The organism is Algibacter amylolyticus (genome assembly GCF_014202225.1).
GTDB lineage: Bacteria > Bacteroidota > Bacteroidia > Flavobacteriales > Flavobacteriaceae > Algibacter_B > Algibacter_B amylolyticus.
This window is the reverse complement of record NZ_JACHGE010000002.1, coordinates 192905-216150: the sequence shown is the minus strand read 5'-3', so window position 1 is coordinate 216150 and position 23246 is coordinate 192905. Positions and strand designations below refer to the sequence as shown.

Annotated in this window: 14 protein-coding genes; 10 read left to right on the top strand and 4 right to left on the bottom strand. The window is 34.4% G+C overall.

Going from position 1 to position 23246, the window contains the following annotated elements; translation table 11 throughout:
- Nucleotides 1–116: 116 nt before the first annotated feature.
- From HNQ90_RS05990 to ychF, 4 genes are all read right to left on the bottom strand, one after another.
- Nucleotides 117–1970 carry a DNA topoisomerase IV subunit B gene (locus HNQ90_RS05990; protein WP_144116976.1) on the bottom strand — a complete coding sequence of 618 codons (1854 nt, stop codon included), beginning with the start codon at nucleotides 1968–1970 and terminating at the stop codon, nucleotides 117–119.
- Nucleotides 1971–2086: 116 nt separating this feature from the next.
- Nucleotides 2087–2992, bottom strand: a complete 906-nt coding sequence (locus HNQ90_RS05985) for a DMT family transporter (protein ID WP_144116975.1) — start codon at nucleotides 2990–2992, stop codon at nucleotides 2087–2089.
- A 145-nt stretch (nucleotides 2993–3137) separates the two neighbouring features.
- Nucleotides 3138–3599: an SRPBCC family protein gene (locus HNQ90_RS05980; protein WP_144116974.1), complete on the bottom strand. Its 462-nt coding sequence runs from the start codon at nucleotides 3597–3599 to the stop codon at nucleotides 3138–3140.
- A gap of 92 nt (nucleotides 3600–3691) precedes the next feature.
- On the bottom strand, nucleotides 3692–4786 hold the full coding sequence (ychF, locus tag HNQ90_RS05975) for a redox-regulated ATPase YchF (RefSeq protein WP_144116973.1): 1095 nt from the start codon (nucleotides 4784–4786) through the stop codon (nucleotides 3692–3694).
- Between the two features lie 273 nt (nucleotides 4787–5059).
- On the opposite strand from ychF, the gene HNQ90_RS05970 reads away from it, so the two are divergent.
- The 10 genes from HNQ90_RS05970 (at nucleotide 5060) to HNQ90_RS05925 (ending at nucleotide 23244) form a co-directional block, all read left to right on the top strand.
- A complete protein-coding gene (locus tag HNQ90_RS05970) occupies nucleotides 5060–7747 on the top strand; it encodes a TonB-dependent receptor (RefSeq protein WP_144116972.1) in 2688 nt (895 codons plus the stop codon).
- 174 nt (nucleotides 7748–7921) lie between these two features.
- A complete protein-coding gene (purL, locus tag HNQ90_RS05965) occupies nucleotides 7922–11596 on the top strand; it encodes a phosphoribosylformylglycinamidine synthase (protein ID WP_144116971.1) in 3675 nt (1224 codons plus the stop codon).
- A gap of 33 nt (nucleotides 11597–11629) precedes the next feature.
- Complete coding sequence (locus HNQ90_RS18075) at nucleotides 11630–12790, top strand: tetratricopeptide repeat protein (protein ID WP_144116970.1); 1161 nt, start codon at nucleotides 11630–11632, stop codon at nucleotides 12788–12790.
- Between the two features lie 278 nt (nucleotides 12791–13068).
- Nucleotides 13069–14844, top strand: coding sequence for an AMP-dependent synthetase/ligase (locus HNQ90_RS05955; RefSeq protein WP_144116969.1), 1776 nt, complete (start codon nucleotides 13069–13071; stop codon nucleotides 14842–14844).
- A gap of 114 nt (nucleotides 14845–14958) precedes the next feature.
- Nucleotides 14959–15405 carry a MarR family winged helix-turn-helix transcriptional regulator gene (locus tag HNQ90_RS05950; protein ID WP_144116968.1) on the top strand — a complete coding sequence of 149 codons (447 nt, stop codon included), beginning with the start codon at nucleotides 14959–14961 and terminating at the stop codon, nucleotides 15403–15405.
- A gap of 7 nt (nucleotides 15406–15412) precedes the next feature.
- A complete protein-coding gene (locus HNQ90_RS05945) occupies nucleotides 15413–17821 on the top strand; it encodes a 3-hydroxyacyl-CoA dehydrogenase/enoyl-CoA hydratase family protein (protein ID WP_144116967.1) in 2409 nt (802 codons plus the stop codon).
- Between the two features lie 121 nt (nucleotides 17822–17942).
- Nucleotides 17943–19136 carry an acetyl-CoA C-acyltransferase gene (locus tag HNQ90_RS05940; protein ID WP_144116966.1) on the top strand — a complete coding sequence of 398 codons (1194 nt, stop codon included), beginning with the start codon at nucleotides 17943–17945 and terminating at the stop codon, nucleotides 19134–19136.
- Nucleotides 19137–19162: 26 nt separating this feature from the next.
- Nucleotides 19163–20971 carry an acyl-CoA dehydrogenase family protein gene (locus HNQ90_RS05935; protein ID WP_144116965.1) on the top strand — a complete coding sequence of 603 codons (1809 nt, stop codon included), beginning with the start codon at nucleotides 19163–19165 and terminating at the stop codon, nucleotides 20969–20971.
- Nucleotides 20972–21068: 97 nt separating this feature from the next.
- On the top strand, nucleotides 21069–21539 hold the full coding sequence (locus tag HNQ90_RS05930; protein WP_144116964.1) for a DUF6265 family protein: 471 nt from the start codon (nucleotides 21069–21071) through the stop codon (nucleotides 21537–21539).
- 58 nt (nucleotides 21540–21597) lie between these two features.
- A complete protein-coding gene (locus HNQ90_RS05925; protein WP_144116963.1) occupies nucleotides 21598–23244 on the top strand; it encodes a M1 family metallopeptidase in 1647 nt (548 codons plus the stop codon).
- Nucleotides 23245–23246 lie beyond the last annotated feature (2 nt).

The window sequence follows — 23246 nt, the reverse complement described above, 5'->3', positions numbered from 1 at the left end:
ACCAAAGTTTCATTTTTCACCTCTAGTTTTAAATATTTATTTAATTATTTACTAAGCTTAAATACATACTATATTTTTTCCTTTTTAATATAGAGATTCCTGACTTCTCAGAAATATTAATCTTCTATAATATCTAGTTCCACCTTTAAATTATCAATAATAAATTCTTGACGTGTTGGTGTATTTTTACCCATATAAAATGATAACAAATCTTCGATAGACATATTATCATCTAACATAATAGGATCTAATCGAATATCTTCACCTATAAAATGCTTAAACTCATCTGGCGATATTTCACCTAAACCTTTAAAACGTGTTATTTCTGGTTTTGGTTTTAACTTCTCAATAGCATCTCGTCGTTCTTCTTCAGAATAACAATAAATGGTTTCCTTTTTATTTCTAACCCTAAATAAAGGGGTTTGTAAAATATACAAGTGCCCTTCTTTAATTACTTCGGGGAAAAACTGTAAGAAAAACGTAATTAATAATAAACGAATGTGCATACCATCTACATCGGCATCGGTTGCGATTACCACATTGTTATATCTTAAATCCTCAAGCGATTCCTCTATATTTAAGGCTGCTTGTAAAAGATTAAACTCTTCGTTTTCGTAAACTATTTTTTTAGTTAGCCCGTAACAGTTTAATGGCTTTCCTTTTAAACTAAAAACCGCTTGTGTATTTACATCACGAGATTTTGTTATACTACCAGATGCCGAATCTCCCTCGGTAATAAATAGCGTAGATTCTAAATTACGTGCGTTTTTAGTATCCCCAAAATGCACACGACAATCGCGTAATTTTTTATTATGTAAACTTGCTTTTTTTGCTCTGTCTTTTGCTAACTTTCTTATACCAGATAATTCCTTACGCTCGCGTTCTGCCTGCAGAATTTTACGTTGAATTTTCTCGGCAGTATCAGTGTTTTTATGTAAATAATTATCTAGCTTGGTTTTTAAAAAATCATTTATATAGGTTCTTACCGTTGGCAAATCGCCACCCATGTCTGTAGAACCTAACTTGGTTTTAGTCTGACTTTCAAAAACAGGTTCCATAACTTTTATAGCTATGGCACTTACAACAGATTTACGAATATCTGAAGCATCATAAGTCTTACCGTAAAACTCACGAATGGTTTTTACTAAGGCCTCTCTAAATGCTGTAAGGTGCGTTCCCCCTTGTGTTGTGTTTTGTCCGTTAACAAAACTATTATATTCCTCGCTATATTGCGTTTTACTATGCGTTAAAGCGACTTCAATATCATCACCGCGTAAATGAATAATTGGGTATAGTAAATCTGTATCTGCTATTTTTTCAGCTAATAAATCTTTTAAGCCGTTTTCACTAAAATATTTTTCACCATTAAAAACAATGGTTAATCCAGGATTTAAATACACATAGTTTTTGAGCATTTTTACAACATACTCACTACGATACTTATATTTTTTAAAGATGATTTCATCAGGAATAAAAGAAACTTTAGTTCCCTTTCTTCTACTTGTTTCTTCTAATAGCTCTTTTTCTATAAGATTTCCTTGTTCAAAATCTGCAGATGCACTTTTACCATCTCTAGAAGATTCTACTCTAAAATAGGATGATAATGCATTTACAGCTTTTGTACCAACCCCATTTAAACCAACCGACTTTTTAAAGGCTTTGGAATCGTACTTTCCTCCCGTATTCATTTTCGAAACCACATCGACAACTTTACCCAACGGAATACCACGACCGTAATCGCGAACAATAACTTTACTTCCTTGTATTGAAATTTCAATGGTTTTACCAGCGCCCATTACAAACTCATCAATAGAGTTATCTAGAACCTCTTTAAGTAAAATATAAATACCATCATCTGGAGAAGAGCCATCACCTAATTTTCCAATATACATTCCTGGACGCATACGAATATGCTCTTTCCAGTCTAGTGAACGAATATTGTCTTCGGTATATTTGGTTTCTTCTGCCATGCTCTAAATTAGAAAAATTGGTGAGGTGTGCTAATATAGTACAACCATTTAAAAAATAAAACAGGAAGACTACAAATTAATTAACAATAAATAATTATTGTTGTTAAGAACGAACTTTAAGTATTTGATGTTTTATTTAAGGACACTAACAAAATACCAATTATAACCACCAAAGCTCCAAATAACTGAACCCAAGTTAGCACTTCGTTTAAAAAAACACCTGCTAAAATTATAGTAGAAATAGGCCCTACACCTGCTACAATTGCAAAATTTGATGAACTAATCATTTTTATAGATGCGGACACTAAAAACGATGGAATTACAGTTGCAAAAACCGCTATTAAAGCCCCTAAAACATATACTTGCCATGAAAAACCTAAAAGATTTAACTCCCTAATAAAACCGTAATGAATAAACACGCAAACACAGGAAACAAGCATAGCATAAGCCGTAAATTTAATAACACCAAATTTAGGAATTAACCATCCGCTTCCAACTAAATATGAGGCATACGTAATGGCGCTTAACAAAATATAGAAACCTCCTAAATAGGTATCTATTCCTGTAATTGAAACTTCGTTTGAAAATGCAATAACAATCCCTAAATACGTTAACCCAATGGCAAGACCTTGAATTTTAGAAATAGGTTGTTTTAAAAACAACTTATTTAACAACAAGACTATGGTTGGATACAAAAACAATATAATACGCTCTAAACTCGCCTTGATATATGTAAGCCCAACAAAATCGAAATAGCTCGCTAAATAATACCCAACAAAACCGAAAAACACCAACCATAAATAATCTTTTTGATTGGGATTAGCTTTTACTTTTTGGTTTCTATGCCAGTAGGCAATTACTAAGTAAAAAGGAAAGGAAAACAGCATACGTAAAAGCAATATACTAATAGAATCGACCTTATAGTTATAGGCCAATTTTACCATAACAGCTTTGGAGGAAAACAATACAATTCCTAAAACCCCTAAACCTATTCCGTACCAAAATTGTTTTGATGTTTGCATGAAACGAAAGTAAGTTGGCGTTTTTTAACAACACTAACCCTAAAGATAGAATTACGATGCCCAACAGTGAATAGGAAATATAGAAAAAAGCTTTTGTTTAAAGCATAAAAACAAAAGGTTTTAAAATAATTTAAAAAACTATTACTTATGTGACTATTACCTTTTCTGCTTTAGCACGAAGTATTAGATTTCTAGTTTTTAATAGCTTGGTCATATATCCTTTTACATAAATCCAATCTAAAAACTTACCAAAAACACCATAAGGGAGTTCGTAGTAAAACTTATCTATCATGATGGTTTTATCGTTCTCCTCTTCAAAAATATGCTCATGTCTATAAGCCTTAAAACTTCCATTAACGAGCTCGTCAACAAATATTTTTGGCGATTGAAAATCTACAATTTTTAATGTAAGGTGCTGAACGTAACCAAGATGACTAGTTTCCCAAATTACAATATCATCTAAATCTACTAAACCAGTAGTTTTTCCTGAAATTGCAATTTCCTTTGAATGTTTTAAAGATTGTTGGTAAAAGTCGACATCTCTAGCCAAATCAAAACAGGTTTTTATATCTGCATTAATTTGCGTTTCAACTTTAATTAACGTCATAGGTTCTAAAATATAGGTTTATGGATAGCTTGGGGCATCCAATACATTGGACCCAAAAGTATACCAAAAGTCACATAGTACCAAATTAACGTTTATACATTGAATAAGAAATGCATAATATCGCCATCCTTTACAATGTAATTTTTACCTTCAACACGCATTTTTCCTGCCTCTTTTACTTTAGCTTCGCTCCCATAGGCAACATAATCTTCATAAGCAATAACCTCGGCACGTATAAATCCTTTTTCAAAATCGGTATGGATAACACCAGCTGCCTGTGGCCCCGTTGCTCCAACCGCTACAGTCCAAGCTCTTACCTCTTTTACACCTGCTGTAAAATACGTTTGTTGGTTTAGTAATTTATATGCCGAACGAATTAATTTGGCCGCTCCAGGTTCATCCAAACCTATATCTTGAAGAAACATTTGGCGTTCTTCATAATCATCCAATTCATTTATATCTGCCTCTGTTCCAACGGCTAAAACTAAAACTTCTGCATTTTCATCCTTAACAGCTTCCTTTACCTGCTCTACGTAATCGTTTCCAGAAACCGCTGCGCCTTCATCTACATTACAAACATACATTACTGGTTTATCTGTAATAAATTGAGACGGTTTAACGTATTCTTCATAATCTTCCTCAGAAAACTCTAAAGCTCTTACCGATATTCCTGCTTCCAGATTTTCCTTTATTTTTAATAAAACAGCCTCTTCTTTTTGAGCCTCTTTATTTCCTGTTTTAGCTGCACGCTTAACTTTATCTAGCTTCTTTTCGGCAGTTTCTAAATCTTTAAGTTGTAACTCCATATCGATAGTTTCCTTATCTCTAATAGGATTTACATTTCCATCGACATGTACAATATTATCATTATCAAAACAACGCAAAACATGAAGAATAGCATCTGTTTCGCGAATATTTGCTAAAAACTGATTACCTAAACCTTCCCCTTTACTAGCGCCTTTAACCAAACCAGCAATATCTACAATCTCTACTGTAGCAGGTAATACGCGCTCTGGATTAACCAAAGATTCCAGCTTCTCTAAACGTGGATCTGGTACATTAACCACTCCAATATTAGGCTCGATAGTACAAAACGGAAAGTTTGCACTTTGTGCTTTTGCATTTGATAAACAATTAAATAAGGTTGACTTCCCTACGTTTGGTAATCCTACAATACCTGCTTTCATCTAAAATATATTTTTTATTTCCGAAATATCGAAAACCCTTTTACAACTTATTTTTTTTAAAATGAATTGCCTCTGTAACCGGACAACTTATTTTGCAAATGCAAATATATAGTTAATTAGTAGTAATTTATAATTTTATCTAACGGAATAACACTGGTTATTATTAAGTGATTTTCGTGTTTTATTGAAAAATCACTAAAAATTATAAACAAAACATAAACATCCAATAAGGTTTTAATTATATTAGTAGCTACTAACTTAAAATTATTAAATATGAAAGCAATTTATTTTTATCTATTTCTATTTTGTACTTCGGTAACATTTGCCCAAAAACAGGTAAGCGGTACGGTTAAAGATGCTTCCGGCATTCCACTACCAGGAGTTAACATTACGGAAACAGGAACAACCAACGGAACAACTTCAGATTTCGATGGAAACTATAAAATAACGCTTAAATCGGCTAATACTTTAACGTTTAGCTATGTTGGATACAATACCAACGTTATTTCTGTAAAGAACCAATCCATAATAAATGTCACCTTAGAAGAAGGCGTTAGCTTAGACGAAGTTATTTTAGTTGGATCTCGTAGCCCTAAAAGAACAGCTACCGATACTGCGGTACCTGTAGATGTTGTAAATGTTTCGGAAATTGCAACAACAACCGGTAAGGTTGAAGTTAACGAAATATTACAATACGCTGCACCCTCGTTTAATGCGAGTAAGCAATCGGGTTCCGATGGAGCCGATCATATTGTACCTGCATCATTACGTGGCTTAGGGCCCGATCAAACTTTAGTTTTAATTAATGGAAAACGAAGACACCAATCGAGTTTAGTAAACGTATTTGGTACTAGAGGTCGTGGTAATTCTGGTACAGATTTAAACGCTATTCCTGCCAATGCTATTAAACGCATTGAGGTTTTAAGAGATGGCGCATCAGCACAATACGGATCTGATGCTATTGCAGGTGTAATTAATATTGTTTTAAAAGATAATACAGACGGTTTTACTGGCGGAATCACTTACGGCGCATATAGTACAGCAATTGGAGATGGTTGGGAAGAAGCTACCGGAGAAACACTTTATAACGTTGAAGGCAAAAATAGATTAGATGGCGAAGACAGAAGTTGGGATGGAACCACAGTAAAAATTGATGCGAATTACGGTGTACCTTTAAATGATGCAGGTGGATATATAAATTTTACTACTGAATTTTTATCAAGACAAAATACACTAAGACCAGGCTTTTCTTGGAGAAAAGGTTATGGTAGTGCTGGTGTTGATGGTTTTAACTTTATGGCTAACTCATCTTTACCTATTAACGATAACACAGAAATTTATGCCTTTGGTGGTAGAAACTATAGAGATACCGATGCTTATGCGTTTTCTCGTGATAGTTTTGATGATGGCGATAATAGAGCCGTACCAAGTTTATACCCTAATGGATTTACCCCTAGAATTACATCGAACATTACCGATGTTTCTGTATCGGTTGGTGTAAGGCACGAAATGGAAAATGGTTGGAACTTAGATTTTAATAACACCTTTGGAAAAAATAATTTTCACTACTACATAAAGGATAGTAATAATGCCTCTATGCAAGATTCGTCACCAACAGATTTTGATGCCGGTGGACACTATCTTTCTCAAAACACAACAGGTATTGATTTTAATAAATATTTAGATGATGTAGCCTCAGGCTTAAGCTTAGCTTTTGGTTTTGAATATAGAACAGAGAATTTTGGTATTTTTTCTGGCGAAGAAGCATCGTATGGCCTTTATGATGATAATGGTGTAATTATTACAAATCCTGCGGTTCAGACAGTAGCTACGGATGGTAATGGAGACGAATTACCTGGAGGCTCTCAAGGTTTTCCAGGATACAGTCCAGATAACGCCGTAGATAGAAGCAGAACGAATTACGGAATTTATTTCGACACCGAGCTTAATGTAAGCGAAGCTTTTATGGTTGCAGGAGCAGTTCGATTTGAAAACTACAGCGATTTTGGAAACACCTTTAATGGAAAACTAGCAACTCGATTAAAACTTAATGATTATTTTTCCCTTAGAGGTTCTATCTCTACAGGATTTAGAGCACCATCACTTGCACAACTGTACTATAATTTAAAATTCACAAATATTGTAGCAGGAACCTCTGTTCCTTCTTTATTATCTGCTAATAATAGTACAGTTACAAAAGCCTTTGGTATAGGACAATTAAGTGAAGAAAAAGCATTTAACACAAGTATAGGGTTCACTTATAAAAACGGAGGTTTTTCTGCAACTATTGATGCTTACTCTATTAATGTTGACGATCGTATTATTTTAACCGATAACTTTACAGACCAAGCTATTTTAGGCCCTCTAAATGTAGATGCTGCCCAGTTTTTCGCAAACGGTGTAGACACAAAAACAAATGGGCTTGACATTGTTTTAGGTTACGATTTTAATGTGGGAGATAACGGAAAGATTAAAACAGCCCTAATAGGTAATTTTAACGACTTAAAAATTAAAAGCATTAATAATGGCGATTTAAATGAGTTTACATTTTTTGGTCCGTTTTCTCAAGCCTATCTTAAAGCAGCAGCTCCAGATTATAAATTTGGCTTAAACTTAGGGTACTCTTGTAACAAATTTAATGCATCTGCAACGTTAACTCAATTTAGCGAAGTAACCCTTCAAGATTTCCAATGGGTAGATTCTCCGGCTACAACGCAAGCAGAAGCCGATGCGCTTTTCCCTGTTGCAACAGATATTTATGAAGCTGCGTTAGTAGTAGATCTTAGTTTAGGATATGAAATATCTGATAAATTAAAATTTAGCTTAGGGGCTAACAATTTATTTAACACATACCCATCACCGCAATTTGATGGATGGACAGACCAAGGAGGTCTTGCAGATTCTGTTCAAATGGGCTCTGACGGTACTTATGTATTTGCTAGATTAAACTTTAGTTTATAAAACAATAAACTTTTAACACCAAACTTTGCAAAAAAGGCGACTCGAATTGAGTCGTCTTATTTTTGTTTAATAAAGCGTGGATAACTCTTCATATTGTAATTACTTTTTTTGTAAATATTCTATTTAAAAGACCTAAATTTGCGCTTTCTTTAAACACATACAAATCAATATATAATGATTCATTTCTTTGGAAACATAACCAGTAAAGTATTTGCTGTTCAAACAACAAAAGAATTATCAACAGAAACCATTTCTAAATTGGAATGGCTATTTGGCAACCAGCCAAAAATAGAACAAGCATCCTTAGATGCTTTTTTTGTTGGCCCACGCGCTGCCATGATAACACCTTGGAGTACAAATGCGGTTGAGATAACCCAAAACATGGGAATATCGGATATTATTAGAATTGAAGAGTTTCAAGCTTCAGATCTTGATTTTTCTGATTTTGACCCAATGATTTCTGAGAAATTTAATGGATTAAACCAAGAATCTTTCACCATAGATATAAAACCAGAACCGATACTTGACATTGCAGATATTGCCGCTTATAACCAACAAGAAGGCTTATCACTTAGTGATGAAGAAGTAGAATATTTAGAAGGGGTTGCAAAGAAAATTGGACGTCCGTTAACAGACTCTGAAGTATTTGGGTTTTCACAGGTGAATTCTGAGCATTGTCGTCATAAAATTTTCAACGGAACGTTTGTAATTGATGGCGAAGAAAAGCCAGTGTCTCTTTTTAAAATGATTAGACAAACCTCAGAAGCTCACCCCAATGATATTGTATCGGCGTATAAAGATAATGTGGCTTTTGTAAAAGGCCCTAAAGTGGAGCAATTTGCACCTAAACGTGCCGATGTTCCAGATTACTATACTACAAAACCCTTCGATTCTGTTATTTCACTTAAAGCAGAAACGCATAACTTCCCTACAACGGTTGAGCCTTTTAATGGTGCTGCAACTGGTGCTGGTGGAGAAATTAGAGATAGACTTGCTGGTGGTAAAGGCTCTTTACCTTTGGCAGGAACAGCGGTTTACATGACATCGTATTCTAGACTTGAAGAAAACAGACCTTGGGAACAAAAGTTTGAAGCCAGAAAATGGTTATACCAAACTCCAATGGATATTTTAATAAAAGCTTCAAATGGTGCTTCAGATTTTGGAAACAAATTTGGACAACCATTAATTACGGGATCTGTTTTAACTTTTGAGCATAACGAAAACACCTCTTCAAGTGATGCTCCTGCAAGACGCTTAGGTTTCGACAAAGTGATAATGCAAGCCGGTGGTATTGGTTACGGTAAAGCAGAACAAGCCTTAAAAGACACACCTAAAGAAGGCGATAAAATCGTTATTCTTGGTGGCGAAAATTATAGAATTGGAATGGGTGGTGCAGCCGTATCATCGGCAGATACTGGTGCTTTTGCATCTGGCATCGAGCTAAACGCGGTACAACGTTCTAACCCAGAAATGCAAAAACGAGCTGGTAATGCCGTTCGTGGTATGGTAGAAAGCGATGAAAACTTTATTGTTTCTATTCACGATCATGGTGCTGGTGGCCATTTAAATTGCCTATCGGAATTAGTTGAAGATACCGGTGGAAAAATAGATTTAGATGCTTTGCCTGTTGGCGACCCTACCCTATCAGATAAGGAAATTATAGGTAATGAATCACAAGAACGTATGGGCTTAGTGATTGCTGAAAAACATATAGAAACATTAAACAAAATAGCAGAACGTGAACGTTCTCCAATGTACACCGTTGGTGATGTTACAGGCGATAACCGTTTTACATTTCAATCTAAAACCAAAGGCAACAAACCTATGGATTTAGCTATGGAAGATATGTTTGGAAGCTCTCCCAAAACCATTATGACCGATAAAACGGTTTCTAGAAAATATAAAAACCCACGATACAAAACTAAAAATTTACAAATCTATCTAGAGCAAGTATTACAGCTCGAAGCGGTAGCTTGTAAAGATTGGTTAACAAATAAAGTAGACCGTTGTGTTGGTGGTAAAGTTGCCAAACAACAATGTGTTGGTCCTTTACAAATTCCTTTAAATAACGTAGGGGTTATGGCTCTAGATTTTAAAGGTAAAGAAGGTGTTGCAACTTCAATTGGGCACTCGCCTATTTCAGGATTAATTAATCCGGTTGCAGGAAGTAGAAACTCAATTACCGAAGCCTTAACCAACTTAGTTTGGGCACCGTTAAAAGACGGCTTAAATGCGGTTTCATTATCGGCTAACTGGATGTGGCCTTGTAAAAACGAAGGTGAAGATGCTCGTTTATACGAAGCGGTAAAAGCTGTTTCAGAGTTTTCTATAGATCTAGGAATTAACGTTCCAACGGGAAAGGATTCGCTTTCTATGAAGCAAAAATATCCTGATGGCGATGTTATTTCTCCCGGTACTGTTATTATTTCGGCTGGAGCTAACTGTAATGATATCACCAAAGTTGTCGAGCCTGTTTTTAAAGAAAACGGCGGAAATGTGTATTATATAAATATTTCTCAAGACGATTTTAAATTAGGTGGTAGTTCATTTAACCAAGTCCTAAATACCATTGGTAACGATGCGCCAAATGTAAAAGATGCAGCTTATGTTAAAACTGTATTTAACACAGTGCAATCTTTAATTGTTAGCGATAAAATTGCAGCAGGACACGATGTTGCTTCTGGTGGATTAATTACTACGTTATTAGAACTTTGTTTTGCTGATGTTAATTTAGGAGCAGATTTAGACCTTTCTAAATTAAATGAAGAAGATTCTATAAAAGTGTTATTTGCTGAAAACTCCGGACTTGTTTTTCAAGCCGATACTTCAATTGAAAGTATACTTACAGATAACAACATTGAGTTTTTCAACCTAGGACATGTAAATAATTCTGGTACGTTAACCATTAAAAATAACGACGATAATTTCAGTTTCGATATCACTCATAACAGAGATGTTTGGTACAAAACGTCTTTCTTATTAGACCAGAAACAAACCGCTAACGGTTTAGCTCAAGATCGTTATGATAATTATAAAAAACAACCCCTTGAATATACATTCCCTAAACAATTTACAGGGAAACTACCTGTTTTAAAAGGCAAGCGACCAAAAGCAGCTATTCTTCGTGAAAAAGGGTCTAACTCAGAACGCGAAATGGCAAATGCCATGTATTTAGCTGGTTTTGATGTAAAAGATGTTCACATGACCGATTTAATTTCTGGTCGCGAAACCCTAGAGGATATTCAGTTTTTAGGTGCCGTTGGTGGGTTTTCTAACTCAGATGTTTTAGGATCTGCAAAAGGATGGGCAGGCGCCATTAAATATAACGAAAAAGCTAATAAAGCTATTAAAAACTTCTTTAAAAGAGAAGACACCCTATCGGTAGGGATTTGTAATGGCTGCCAACTATTTATGGAGTTAGAAGAAATTAATCCAGAACACGAGGTTCACGGAAAAATGGTTCATAACGATTCTCATAAACATGAAAGCTCGTTTACTTCAGTTAAAATACAAGAGAATAACTCTGTAATGCTATCAACGCTTGCAGGAACTACTTTAGGAGTTTGGATTTCGCATGGCGAAGGAAAATTTAACTTACCCTACACAGAAGACCAATATAATATCGTTGCTAAATACGGTTACGAAGGTTACCCTAATAACCCCAATGGTTCAGACTTTAACACAGCAATGCTTTCTGATAAAACTGGTAGACATTTAGTAACCATGCCACATATTGAGCGCTCAACATTCCAATGGAACTGGGCCAATTATCCAGAAGGTAGAAAAGACGAGGTAACTCCTTGGTTAGAAGCTTTTGTTAATGCAAGGCTTTGGATTGAAAATAAATAAGTATATTTCACTAATCAAATCTTAAATTGTTTAGTGAAATATTTTTTTATATTCTTTTTATACATTTTTGCCTCTGGATTTTATCAAATAGAAAACGTAATTGCTAATAATAAACCAATTACGCATAGTTCAGAAAAAGAAATCACACATGCTTATCGAGACGGCACTGCATCTCAAATTGAATGGTATAATTCCAAAGGCAAAATTGATAGCTTAAAAAGCTATTATAAAACCGGGGAGTTAAATGAATCCTTTTACTTTTTAAAAGGAAAATATCATGGTAAATCTTATAAACACAACAAAAATGGAGAGATACTCACCATTTGGACTTTCAATAAGGGATTATTTATAAACCGTGAAGACCCCAGAATAGAATTTAGTGCTAAAACCGAAATACAAACAAAAGAGTTACACGAGAGCCTTAAAGAGGTGTTATCACAATTTAAAACCTCGCAAAACAACCTAAAGTATCGCCTTAAACTAGAGAGTATTAGAAAAAAATTGGGCAATTACACGCTTGCACTAAGCGATCTTAACAAAATTGAAACTTTAGTAAATAATTACGCGCTCCGTAAAAAGATTAAAACACCAAAAAGCATCCTAGCTAGCATATACGAGCGAAAAGGCAATATATATTCTTATCTTGAAATGGACGAAAAAGCTCTGCTATTTCTAGAAAAAGCATTAAAGGAAGACCCGGATAACACTCGAATAATGTACAACTTAAGTGCGCATTTACTATCGACAAAATCATACAATCGCGCTAAATTATATTTGCACAAAGTAATTACATTAAAACCTACACATTCATTCGCAAACAGAAGTTTATCAGAATATTACATAGAGCATAAAGATTTTAAAAAGGCAAAGTATCATAACGACATTGCACTAACAAATGAAGAGAGTTTATTAAAGTATAGTCATCCAGAATTGGAAAATGATTTAAGAACACAACGTGGTTTAATTTTTCATAAATTAGGAGATAATGAAGCTGCCATTAAAATATTAAATGAAGTAATACGTTTGAATAAATCAAATTCTTATGCTTACAGAAATCTTGGAATAATTTATTACGATTTAAAAAACTTAACTCTGGCTTACGACTATTTGAATAAAGCAAAAGCGTTAGGTTTCATTAAAAAATACGACTCAAATCATATCGAATCTTTAATATCAGCTTCTTCTAAAAATTAAAAAAACTGAACTTAAACTAATCCCCAAATAAAACATATTTACTTATGTATTTAAAGTAAAATAAAAAGCATTTAAAAACAAAACACCACATGAAATAAAACATTATATCGCTGTATTAATATAAGTTCCCAAAACTAATGTTAACTTTAAAAATATTAATTTTTTAAAAATCAGTTGAAATTTAAACGTAATATTCAAAAAGACCCTCTTTTTTTTATATTATTTGAAATTCTCATTTTATTTCATACTTTGCAATCCTCCTAAATTAACAAGTACAAATGACAGAAATAACTAGACTTTTTGATTTCCCATATTACCAGTTGGAAAACAATCCTAACGATGCCGCTTTAGTAACGAAGTATAATGGCGAATGGGTTAAAACGTCAACCCAAGAATATGTAGATAAAGCAAATGCTATGAGTAGAGCTTTATTAAAACTTGGTATTAAAAAGGATGATAAAATTGCTATAATTTCTACAACCAATAGAACTGAATGGAATATTATTGATATTGCTTCTTTACAAATTGGTGCTCAAAACATTCCTATTTACCCAACTATTTGTGCCGAAGATTATGAATATGTCTTAAATCATAGCGAATCTATATACTGCTTTGTATCTGATGCTGAAGTACTTGAAAAAGTGAACAAGGTTAAAGCAAATACACAATTAAAAGAAGTCTATTCTTTTGATCAAATTGAAGGCTGTAAGCATTATTCTGAATTATTAGAATTAGGAAAAGACACATCAAACCAAAATGAAGTTGAAGCTAGAAAAGACGAAGTAAAATCGACAGATTTAGCAACCATTATATACACATCGGGTACTACAGGAAAACCAAAAGGCGTAATGCTTTCGCATTGGAACATAACTAGCAATGCATTAGCTAGTAGCCCTAGAGTTCCCTTTAGAGATGGTAAAAAAAATAAAATCTTAAGCTTTTTACCTATTTGTCATGTTTTTGAGCGCGTCCTTATTTACGTATATCAATATACAGGCACTTCTATTTATTATGCCGAAGCCATAGATAAAATTGGAGATAATGCTAAAGAGATTAAACCTAATATGATGAGCGTTGTACCAAGACTACTTGAAAAAGTGTACGACAAAATTATGGCTAAAGCCGAAGAATTAACCGGTATTAAAAAAGCATTATTTTATTGGGCTGTAGGTTTAGGTGAAATTTGGGAGCCTTATGGCAAAAACGGTGCTTGGTACGAATTTAAATTAAAAATTGCTAATAAATTAATTTTTAGCAAATGGAGAGAAGCTCTTGGAGGAGAACTGCACACTATGGTCTCTGGTAGTGCAGCATTGCAACCTCGATTAACCAGAATTTTTTCGGCTGCCGGTATGCAAGTCATGGAAGGCTACGGACTTACGGAAACCTCTCCTGTAGTATCAGTAGGGCGCTACGAAGATAAAATGTTTAAAGTAGGCTGCGTGGGAATGCCTATTGATGGTGTAGAAGTAAAAATTGCTGAAGATGGAGAAATTTTAATTAAAGGACCAAATGTTATGATGGGTTACTACAAAGACCCAGAAAAAACTGCAAGTGTAATGACGGGAGATTATTTCCATACAGGCGATAAAGGAGAAGTTGATACCGATGGTTTTGTTAAAATAACGGGGCGTAAAAAAGAAATGTTCAAAACATCTGGTGGTAAATACATTATACCAACCTTATTAGAAAACGACTTAAAACAATCGCGTTTTATAGAACAAATTATGGTAATTGGTGAAGGGGAAAAAATGCCTGCTGCATTAATTCAACCAAATTTCGATTTTATAAAAGACTGGATCGATCATAAACATCTTACTATCGAAAAAACGAATAGCTCCATTGCTAATTCTAAAATTGTGCAAGATAGAATTCAAGAAGAAGTTAATAACTGTAACCAAAAATTTGGTAAATGGGAGCAAATTAAACGCTTTGAGTTAACACCAGATGTTTGGTCTATTGATGATGGTCACCTTACACCTACCATGAAAATGAAACGAGATGTCATCAAAAGCATGTATACCTCATTAGTTGAAAAGATTTACAGACCTTAGTATAATTTAAAAATAATTTTTCTTCAATCGTATTTAATTAAATTACTATTTTTTATCAATTTTATTATGCATGCATAATAAAATTTTATATATTTGAACATATCATTTAAATATATGAAAGACAAAACCATAGATTACATCCTAAGAACCACTTGGTTATCGGTTCAGAAAATGTACAATGAAGAAGCTTTAAAGTTTGAAAGCACTATGGCAACAGGCTTTACTTTATTAAGTATAGATCCTGAAAAAGGAACACCTTCAACTGCATTAGGTCCTAAAATGGGAATGGAAGCAACTAGTTTATCTAGAACTTTAAAAACCATGGAAAAAAAGGGGTTAATAACAAGAAAACCCAATCCTAAAGATGGTCGCGGTGTTATTATTTCTCTTACCGATTTTGGTGTAGAAAAAAGAGAATCTTCAAAAGAAAAAGTGTTAATATTTAACGAAGCTATAAAAAACAATGTTTCGCCAGAAAAGCTAAAACATTTTTATGAAGTAGCCGATGTTATTAACGACATGGTTTGTAACAAAAAAATATACAATCAATCTGATAGTTAAAAAAACAATGAGCAAACGACGAATTAAAAAAATAGCCATTATTGGCTCAGGAATTATGGGAAGTGGCATTGCATGTCATTTCGCTAATATTGGTGTAGAAGTACTTTTATTAGATATTGTTCCAAGAGAACTTAACGACAAAGAAAAAGCTAAAGGCTTAACTTTAGAAGATAAGGTAGTTAGAAATAGATTGGTTAATGATGCGCTTACAGCATCCTTAAAATCCAAACCATCTCCAATTTATCATCAAGATTTCGCTAGTAGAATTACCACCGGTAATTTAGAAGACGATATTGCTAAAGTAGCCGATGTAGATTGGATTATGGAAGTTGTAGTCGAAAGACTAGACATCAAGAAAATGGTGTTCGAAAACTTAGAAAAATATCGTAAACCAGGAACGTTAATTACGTCTAACACCTCTGGTATTCCTATAAAGTTTATGAGCGAAGGTCGTAGTGAAGATTTCCAGAAACATTTCTGCGGAACACACTTCTTTAACCCGGCGCGTTACTTAAAATTATTTGAAATCATTCCTGGACCAAAAACAGATGCTTCTGTATTAGACTTTTTGAATGGTTATGGCGAGCAATTTCTTGGTAAAACATCGGTAGTTGCTAAAGATACACCTGCTTTTATTGGTAACCGAATTGGTATTTTCAGCATTCAGAGTTTATTCCATGCTGTTAAGGATTTAGATTTAACCATCGAGGAAGTAGATAAATTATCTGGACCAGTAATTGGTCGTCCAAAATCGGCAACTTTCCGTACGGTAGATGTTGTTGGATTAGATACCTTAGTTCATGTTGCAAATGGTATTGCTGAAAACTGCCCTAACGACGAACGATTAGAGCTGTTTAAACTACCAGATTTCATCAAAACAATGATGGAAAACAAATGGTTAGGAAGTAAAACAGGTCAAGGTTTTTACAAAAAACAAGTATCTCCAGATGGGAAAAAAGAAATTTTATCACTTGACTTAAACACACTAGAATATCGTTCTGCTAAACGTGCAAAATTCGCAACTTTAGAACTTACGAAAACGATTGATAAAGTTGTTGACCGATTTAAGGTATTAGTAAAAGGAAAAGATAAAGCGGGTGAATTCTACAGAAAAAGCTTCGCTGCCTTATTTGCTTATGTTTCAAATAGAATTCCTGAAATAACAGACGATTTATATAAAATTGATGATGCTATGAAAGCGGGGTTTGGATGGGAACATGGTCCTTTCCAAATTTGGGATGCCATAGGCGTTGAAAAAGGAATTGAAATTATGAAAGCTGAAGGTTTAGAACCTGCTGCTTGGGTAAACGAAATGTTAGCTTCTGGAAATTCTTCTTTTTACACCGTAAAAGAAGGTGCGAGTTATGCTTACGATATTCCTAAGAAATCACAAGAAAAAATTCCAGGACAAGACAGTTTCATTATTTTAGATAATATTAGAAAATCTAACGAAGTATTTAAAAATTCTGGTGTTGTTATTGAAGATTTAGGAGATGGCATATTAAACTGCGAGTTCCAATCTAAAATGAATACCATTGGTGGCGATGTTCTTGCTGGATTAAACAAGGCTATTGATTTAGCCGAAAAAGATTTTGCTGGTTTAGTAGTTGGTAATCAAGCTGCAAACTTCTCTGTTGGTGCCAACATAGGAATGATTTTCATGATGGCTGCAGAGCAAGAGTATGATGAGCTTAATATGGCTATTAAATATTTCCAAGATAGTATGATGCGTATGCGTTATTCTTCAATCCCAACTATTTCTGCACCTCACGGTATGGCTTTAGGTGGTGGTTGTGAATTATCATTACACGCCGATAAAGTAGTTGCAGCAGCAGAAACTTACATGGGACTTGTAGAGTTTGGTGTTGGTGTGATCCCTGGTGGTGGAGGTTCTAAAGAAATGGCCTTAAGAGCATCAGATACGTTTAAAAAAGGAGATGTGCAATTAAACACACTTCAAGAGTACTTTTTAACTATTGGTATGGCTAAAGTATCAACTTCGGCTTACGAGGCTTTTGATTTGGGCGTATTACAAAAAGGAAAAGATGTTGTGGTTGTTAATAAAGACAGACAAATTGCTGTTGCAAAGCAACATGCTATGTTAATGGCTAATACTGGTTATACACAACCTGTAAAACGTAAAGATGTAAAAGTACTTGGTAAACAAGCTTTAGGTATGTTTTTAGTAGGAACAGATTCTATGAAAGACTCCAATTACATTTCTGAACACGACATGAAAATTGCTAATAAATTAGCTTACGTTATGGCTGGTGGAGATTTATCTGAGCCAACTTTAGTTAGCGAGCAATATTTATTGGATTTAGAGCGTGAAGCCTTCTTAAGTTTATGTACAGAGCGTAAAACTTTAGAGCGTATTCAGCACATGTTAACCAAAGGTAAACCGTTACGTAACTAGAAAAAAGAATAAAGAGAAAAGAATAAAGATCCAAGACTACAGCATTTAAAGACCGATTTTGAAAGTCTTTTTTCTCTTATCTATTTTCTTTAGTCTCTTTCAAAAATTAAACATTAGAACTATGAAGACCGCATATATAGTAAAAGCATATAGAACAGCAGTTGGTAAAGCACCAAAAGGCGTGTTCCGTTTTAAAAGAACAGATGAATTGGCAGCAGAAACCATCAAATATATGATGAAAGAATTGCCAGGTTTAGACCCAAAGCGTATCGACGATGTTATTGTTGGTAACGCTATGCCAGAAGGCGCACAAGGTTTAAATATGGCACGTTTAATCTCTTTAATGGGATTAGAAGTCATAGATGTTCCTGGTGTAACCGTAAACCGCTTTTGTTCTTCAGGAGTTGAAACAATTGGTATGGCTACAGCGAAAATTCAAGCTGGAATGGCCGATTGTATTATAGCCGGTGGTGCAGAAAGCATGAGTAGTGTTCCAATGACGGGTTTTAAACCTGAATTGAATTATGATGCGATTGTAAAAGCAGGTCATGAAGATTATTATTGGGGCATGGGTAATACTGCCGAAGCTGTTGCAAAACAATTTAATGTATCTCGTGAAGACCAAGATGAATTTGCATTCAATTCACACATGAAAGCATTAAGAGCACAAGCTGAAAATCGTTTTCAAGATCAAATAGTACCTATTGAAGTAGAGCAAACTTACATTGATGCAAACGGAAAGAAAGCAACAAAAACGTATACCGTAACTAAAGATGAAGGGCCTCGTGCAGGAACTAGTAAAGAAGCCTTAGCAAAACTAAGAGCTGTATTTGCTGCTGGAGGAAGTGTTACAGCGGGTAACTCATCGCAAATGAGTGATGGGGCTGCTTTTGTAATGGTTATGAGTGAAGACATGGTTAAAGAACTGGGCCTACAGCCAATTGCAAGAATGGTAAACTATGCTGCTGCAGGTGTTGAGCCTCGTATTATGGGTATCGGACCAGTAAAGGCTATTCCTAAAGCATTAAAACAAGCAGGATTAAAACAAGACGATTTAGCTCTTATTGAATTGAATGAAGCCTTTGCGTCTCAATCGTTAGCAGTAATTAGAGAGTTAAACCTTAACCCAGATATTATTAACGTAAATGGTGGGGCTATTGCATTGGGGCATCCACTAGGATGTACTGGTGCTAAATTATCTGTGCAACTTTTTGACGAAATGCGTAAGCAAGACATGAAAGGTAAATATGGAGCAGTTACCATGTGTGTTGGAACAGGTCAAGGGGCTTGCGGGATATTCGAATTTTTAAACTAATAAAGAACTAAATACAAAAATATAAAATGGAAGCAAATGAAAAAGACATCTTAAGAGGTGGTCAATTCTTAGTAAAAGAAACAAATTGTGAAGATGTGTTTACGCCTGAAGACTTTTCAGAAGAGCAAACAATGATGAAGGAATCCGTAATGGAATTTAATGATCGTGAAATCATTCCTCATAAAGCACGTTTCGAAGCTAAAGATTATGCATTAACAGAAGACGTTATGCGTAAAGCTGGAGATATGGGCTTTTTAAGTGTTGCTGTTCCTGAAGCTTATGGTGGTATGGGAATGGGCTTCGTTTCTACCGTATTAACATGCGATTATATTTCTTCTGGTACAGGTTCTTTTAGTACTGCTTTTGGTGCGCATACAGGAATTGGTACTATGCCAATTACCTTATACGGAACAGAAGAACAGAAACAAAAATACGTGCCGAAATTAGCTTCTGGTGAGTGGTTTGGAGCTTACTGTTTAACAGAGCCTGGAGCTGGATCTGATGCAAACTCTGGTAAAACAACTGCCGAACTTTCTGCAGATGGAAAATCTTATAAAATTAACGGACAAAAAATGTGGATCTCAAATGCAGGTTTCTGTAGTTTGATGATTGTTTTTGCTCGTATTGAAGGTGATAAAAACATTACAGGTTTTATTGTTGAATACGATGGTGCAAACCCAAACGGTATTGTTTTAGGTGAAGAAGAACACAAATTAGGTATTCGTGCGTCTTCTACACGTCAAGTATTTTTTAACGATACGGTTGTACCTGCCGAAAATATGTTAGCAGGTCGTGGTGAAGGTTTTAAAATTGCAATGAATGCCCTTAACGTTGGTCGTATTAAATTAGCTGCGGCTTGTTTAGATTCGCAAAGACGAATTTTATCTACAGCTGTAAATTATGCTAAAGAACGTAAACAATTTAAAACACCCATTGCAGATTTTGGAGCCATTAAAGTAAAGTTAGCTGAAATGGCTGCTAGTGCCTATGCAGGTGAATCTGCAACGTATAGAGCTGCTAAAAACATTGAAGATAGAATTGCTCTTCGCGAAGCTGCTGGAAACTCACACCAAGAAGCAGAGCTTAAAGGTGTAGAGGAATATGCTATTGAGTGTTCTATTTTAAAAGTTGCGGTATCTGAAGATGTACAAAACGCTGCAGATGAAGGTATTCAAATTTTTGGTGGAATGGGATTCTCTGAAGAAACTCCAATGGAATCTGCTTGGAGAGATGCTCGTATTGCACGTATATATGAAGGAACTAATGAGATTAACAGAATGTTAGCTGTTGGTATGTTAGTTAAAAAGGCTATGAAAGGACATGTTGATTTATTAGGTCCTGCGCAAGCCGTTCAAGAAGAACTAATGGGCATACCATCTTTTGATACTCCAGATTATTCTGAATTATTTTCGGAAGAAAAAGAAATGATTAAGAAGCTTAAAAAGACCTTCTTAATGGTTGCTGGTGGAGCGGTTCAAAAATATGGTCCAAAACTAGAAGATCACCAACAGTTATTAATTGCGGCTGCCGATATTTTAATTGAAATCTACATGGCAGAATCTGCAATTTTAAGAACAGAGAAAAATGTTAAACGTACTAGCGAAAAAGAGCAATCTGCTCAAATTGCAATGGCTAAATTATATTTATATCATGCCGTAGATATCGTTGAAGAAAAAGGAAAAGAAAGTATTATTTCTTTTGCTGAAGGCGACGAACAACGTATGATGTTAATGGGTCTTAAGCGATTTACTAAATACGCAAACTACCCGGATATTGTAGATTTACGTATCGAGATAGCAGAAAAAGTTAAAGCAGAAAACAAATACTGTTTCTAACCATAGTAACTATAGAGTGACTAACTCAATTTTTAAAAAACGCTTCGAAATTTATTTCGAGGCGTTTTTTTATTAATTTAGTTGAAAATCAAAAAAAATGAAATCAATTTTTATTGTTTGTTTATGCTTCTTCTCGTCTACTATTCTTGCACAAGCAGATAAAATCCTAGAACCCAAACTAGAAAATATTGCGTGGATTGCAGGACATTGGAAAGGCGAAGCTTTTGGCGGTATTACCGAAGAAATATGGAGCGAACCATCGGGTGGTTCTATGATGGCTACCTTCAAATTAATTAACGATGGTAGTGTTTCATTCTATGAAATTGAAATAATCAGAGAAATTGAAAACTCGTTAATACTTCAGCTAAAACATTTTAATCATGATTTAAAAGGTTGGGAAACTAAAGATGAAACCATAGATTTTCCATTACAAAAAATCACTGCTTCTAAAGTTGTATTTGATGGCATGACTTTTGAAAAAGTAAACACTAACGAAATGAATGTTTATGTAGACATTCACCAAAAAGATGGATCTATTGAAACGGTAAAATTCAATTATACCAAATAGAAAAATTAACAAACACTTAATAACCTTTTTATTTAAATTGCCAAAAAACCAAAAATTGATGAAAAACACCTACTTTATACTAATTGCCTTTGTACTTTCACCTTTATTATATTTAAATGCTCAAGGATTACTTTCAGAAAACACAAATTTTACAAAACAAGACACCATAAGAGGTTCAATTACTCCAGAACGTGCATGGTGGGATTTAACCTATTATCATTTGGATATAAAAGTTGATCCTGAAAACAAATTTATATCGGGTAAAAACACCATTACTTATAAAGTATTAAAAAGCGATTCTATAATGCAAATAGATTTACAATCGCCAATGAAACTTTTAAAGGCCATTCAAAATGGTAAAGAATTAAAAGTACGCCATGAAGGTAATGCGCATTTTATTTCATTAGTTGAAAATCAAAACATCGATGACATTAACTCGGTCGAGGTCTATTATGAAGGTCATCCAAGGGAAGCTGTAAATGCCCCATGGGATGGCGGGATTTCTTGGAAAAAAGATAAAAACGGTAAGGATTTTATTGCCTCGTCATGCCAAGGACTAGGCGCAAGTGTTTGGTGGCCTTGTAAAGACCACATGTATGATGAAGTCGAAGGCATGAAAATAAGTGTAAACGTACCTAGCCATTTAACCAATGTATCGAATGGAAGGCTAATACTAGTAGAACGTATTGGGGACACTAAAACATTCCATTGGGAAGTAAAAAGTCCAATAAATAATTACGGCGTAAATATTAATATTGGCGATTACGCTAACTTTTCTGAAGTTTATGATGGTCAAGGCGGAAATTTAGACCTTGATTATTATGTGCTTAGCTACAACCTAGAAAAAGCTAAAGAACAATTTAAACAAGTACCTATGATGCTTAAAGCATTTGAGCATTGGTTTGGTCAATACCCATTTTATAGAGATAGTTTTAAGCTTGTTGAAGCACCGTATTTAGGCATGGAGCACCAAAGTTCGGTAACCTATGGTAATGGCTACCAAAACGGCTATTTGGGTAACGATTTATCTGGTACAGGTTGGGGTTTAAAGTTCGACTTTATAATTATACATGAATCCGGGCATGAGTGGTTTGCAAATAATATTACCAATAAAGACATAGCCGATATGTGGATACATGAAAGTTTTACCGCATATTCCGAAAGCTTGTATTTAGATTATCATTTTGGAAAAGAGGCCGGAGCAGAATATGTTATTGGCACCCGAGCTAATATTCAAAATGACAGCCCTTTGATTGGGCAATATAATGTTAATAATGAAGGCTCTGGCGACATGTATTACAAAGGAGCAAATATGCTGCATACACTAAGACAACTTGTTAAAGATGATGACGTTTGGAGAAAAATTTTGCATAAAATGAATGTGAAATTTTATCATCAAACGGTAACAACACAACAGATAGAAAACTTTTTATCGTATGAAACAACTATAGATTTATCTGCTTTTTTTAATCAATATTTAAGAACCACAAAAATTCCGGTTTTAGAATATTCAATAAATAAGAAAGTTTTAAAATACCGATGGACTAATTGCGTTGAAGGTTTCGAAATGCCTATTCAAATTAAAATTAATGATGAAGACCAATGGATTTCGCCTAAAGCTGAATGGAATACTTTAACCTTAGATTCTAAAATAGAAAATATAGAAGTGGATATTGATTTTTATGTTGAAACCAAAAAGATATAATC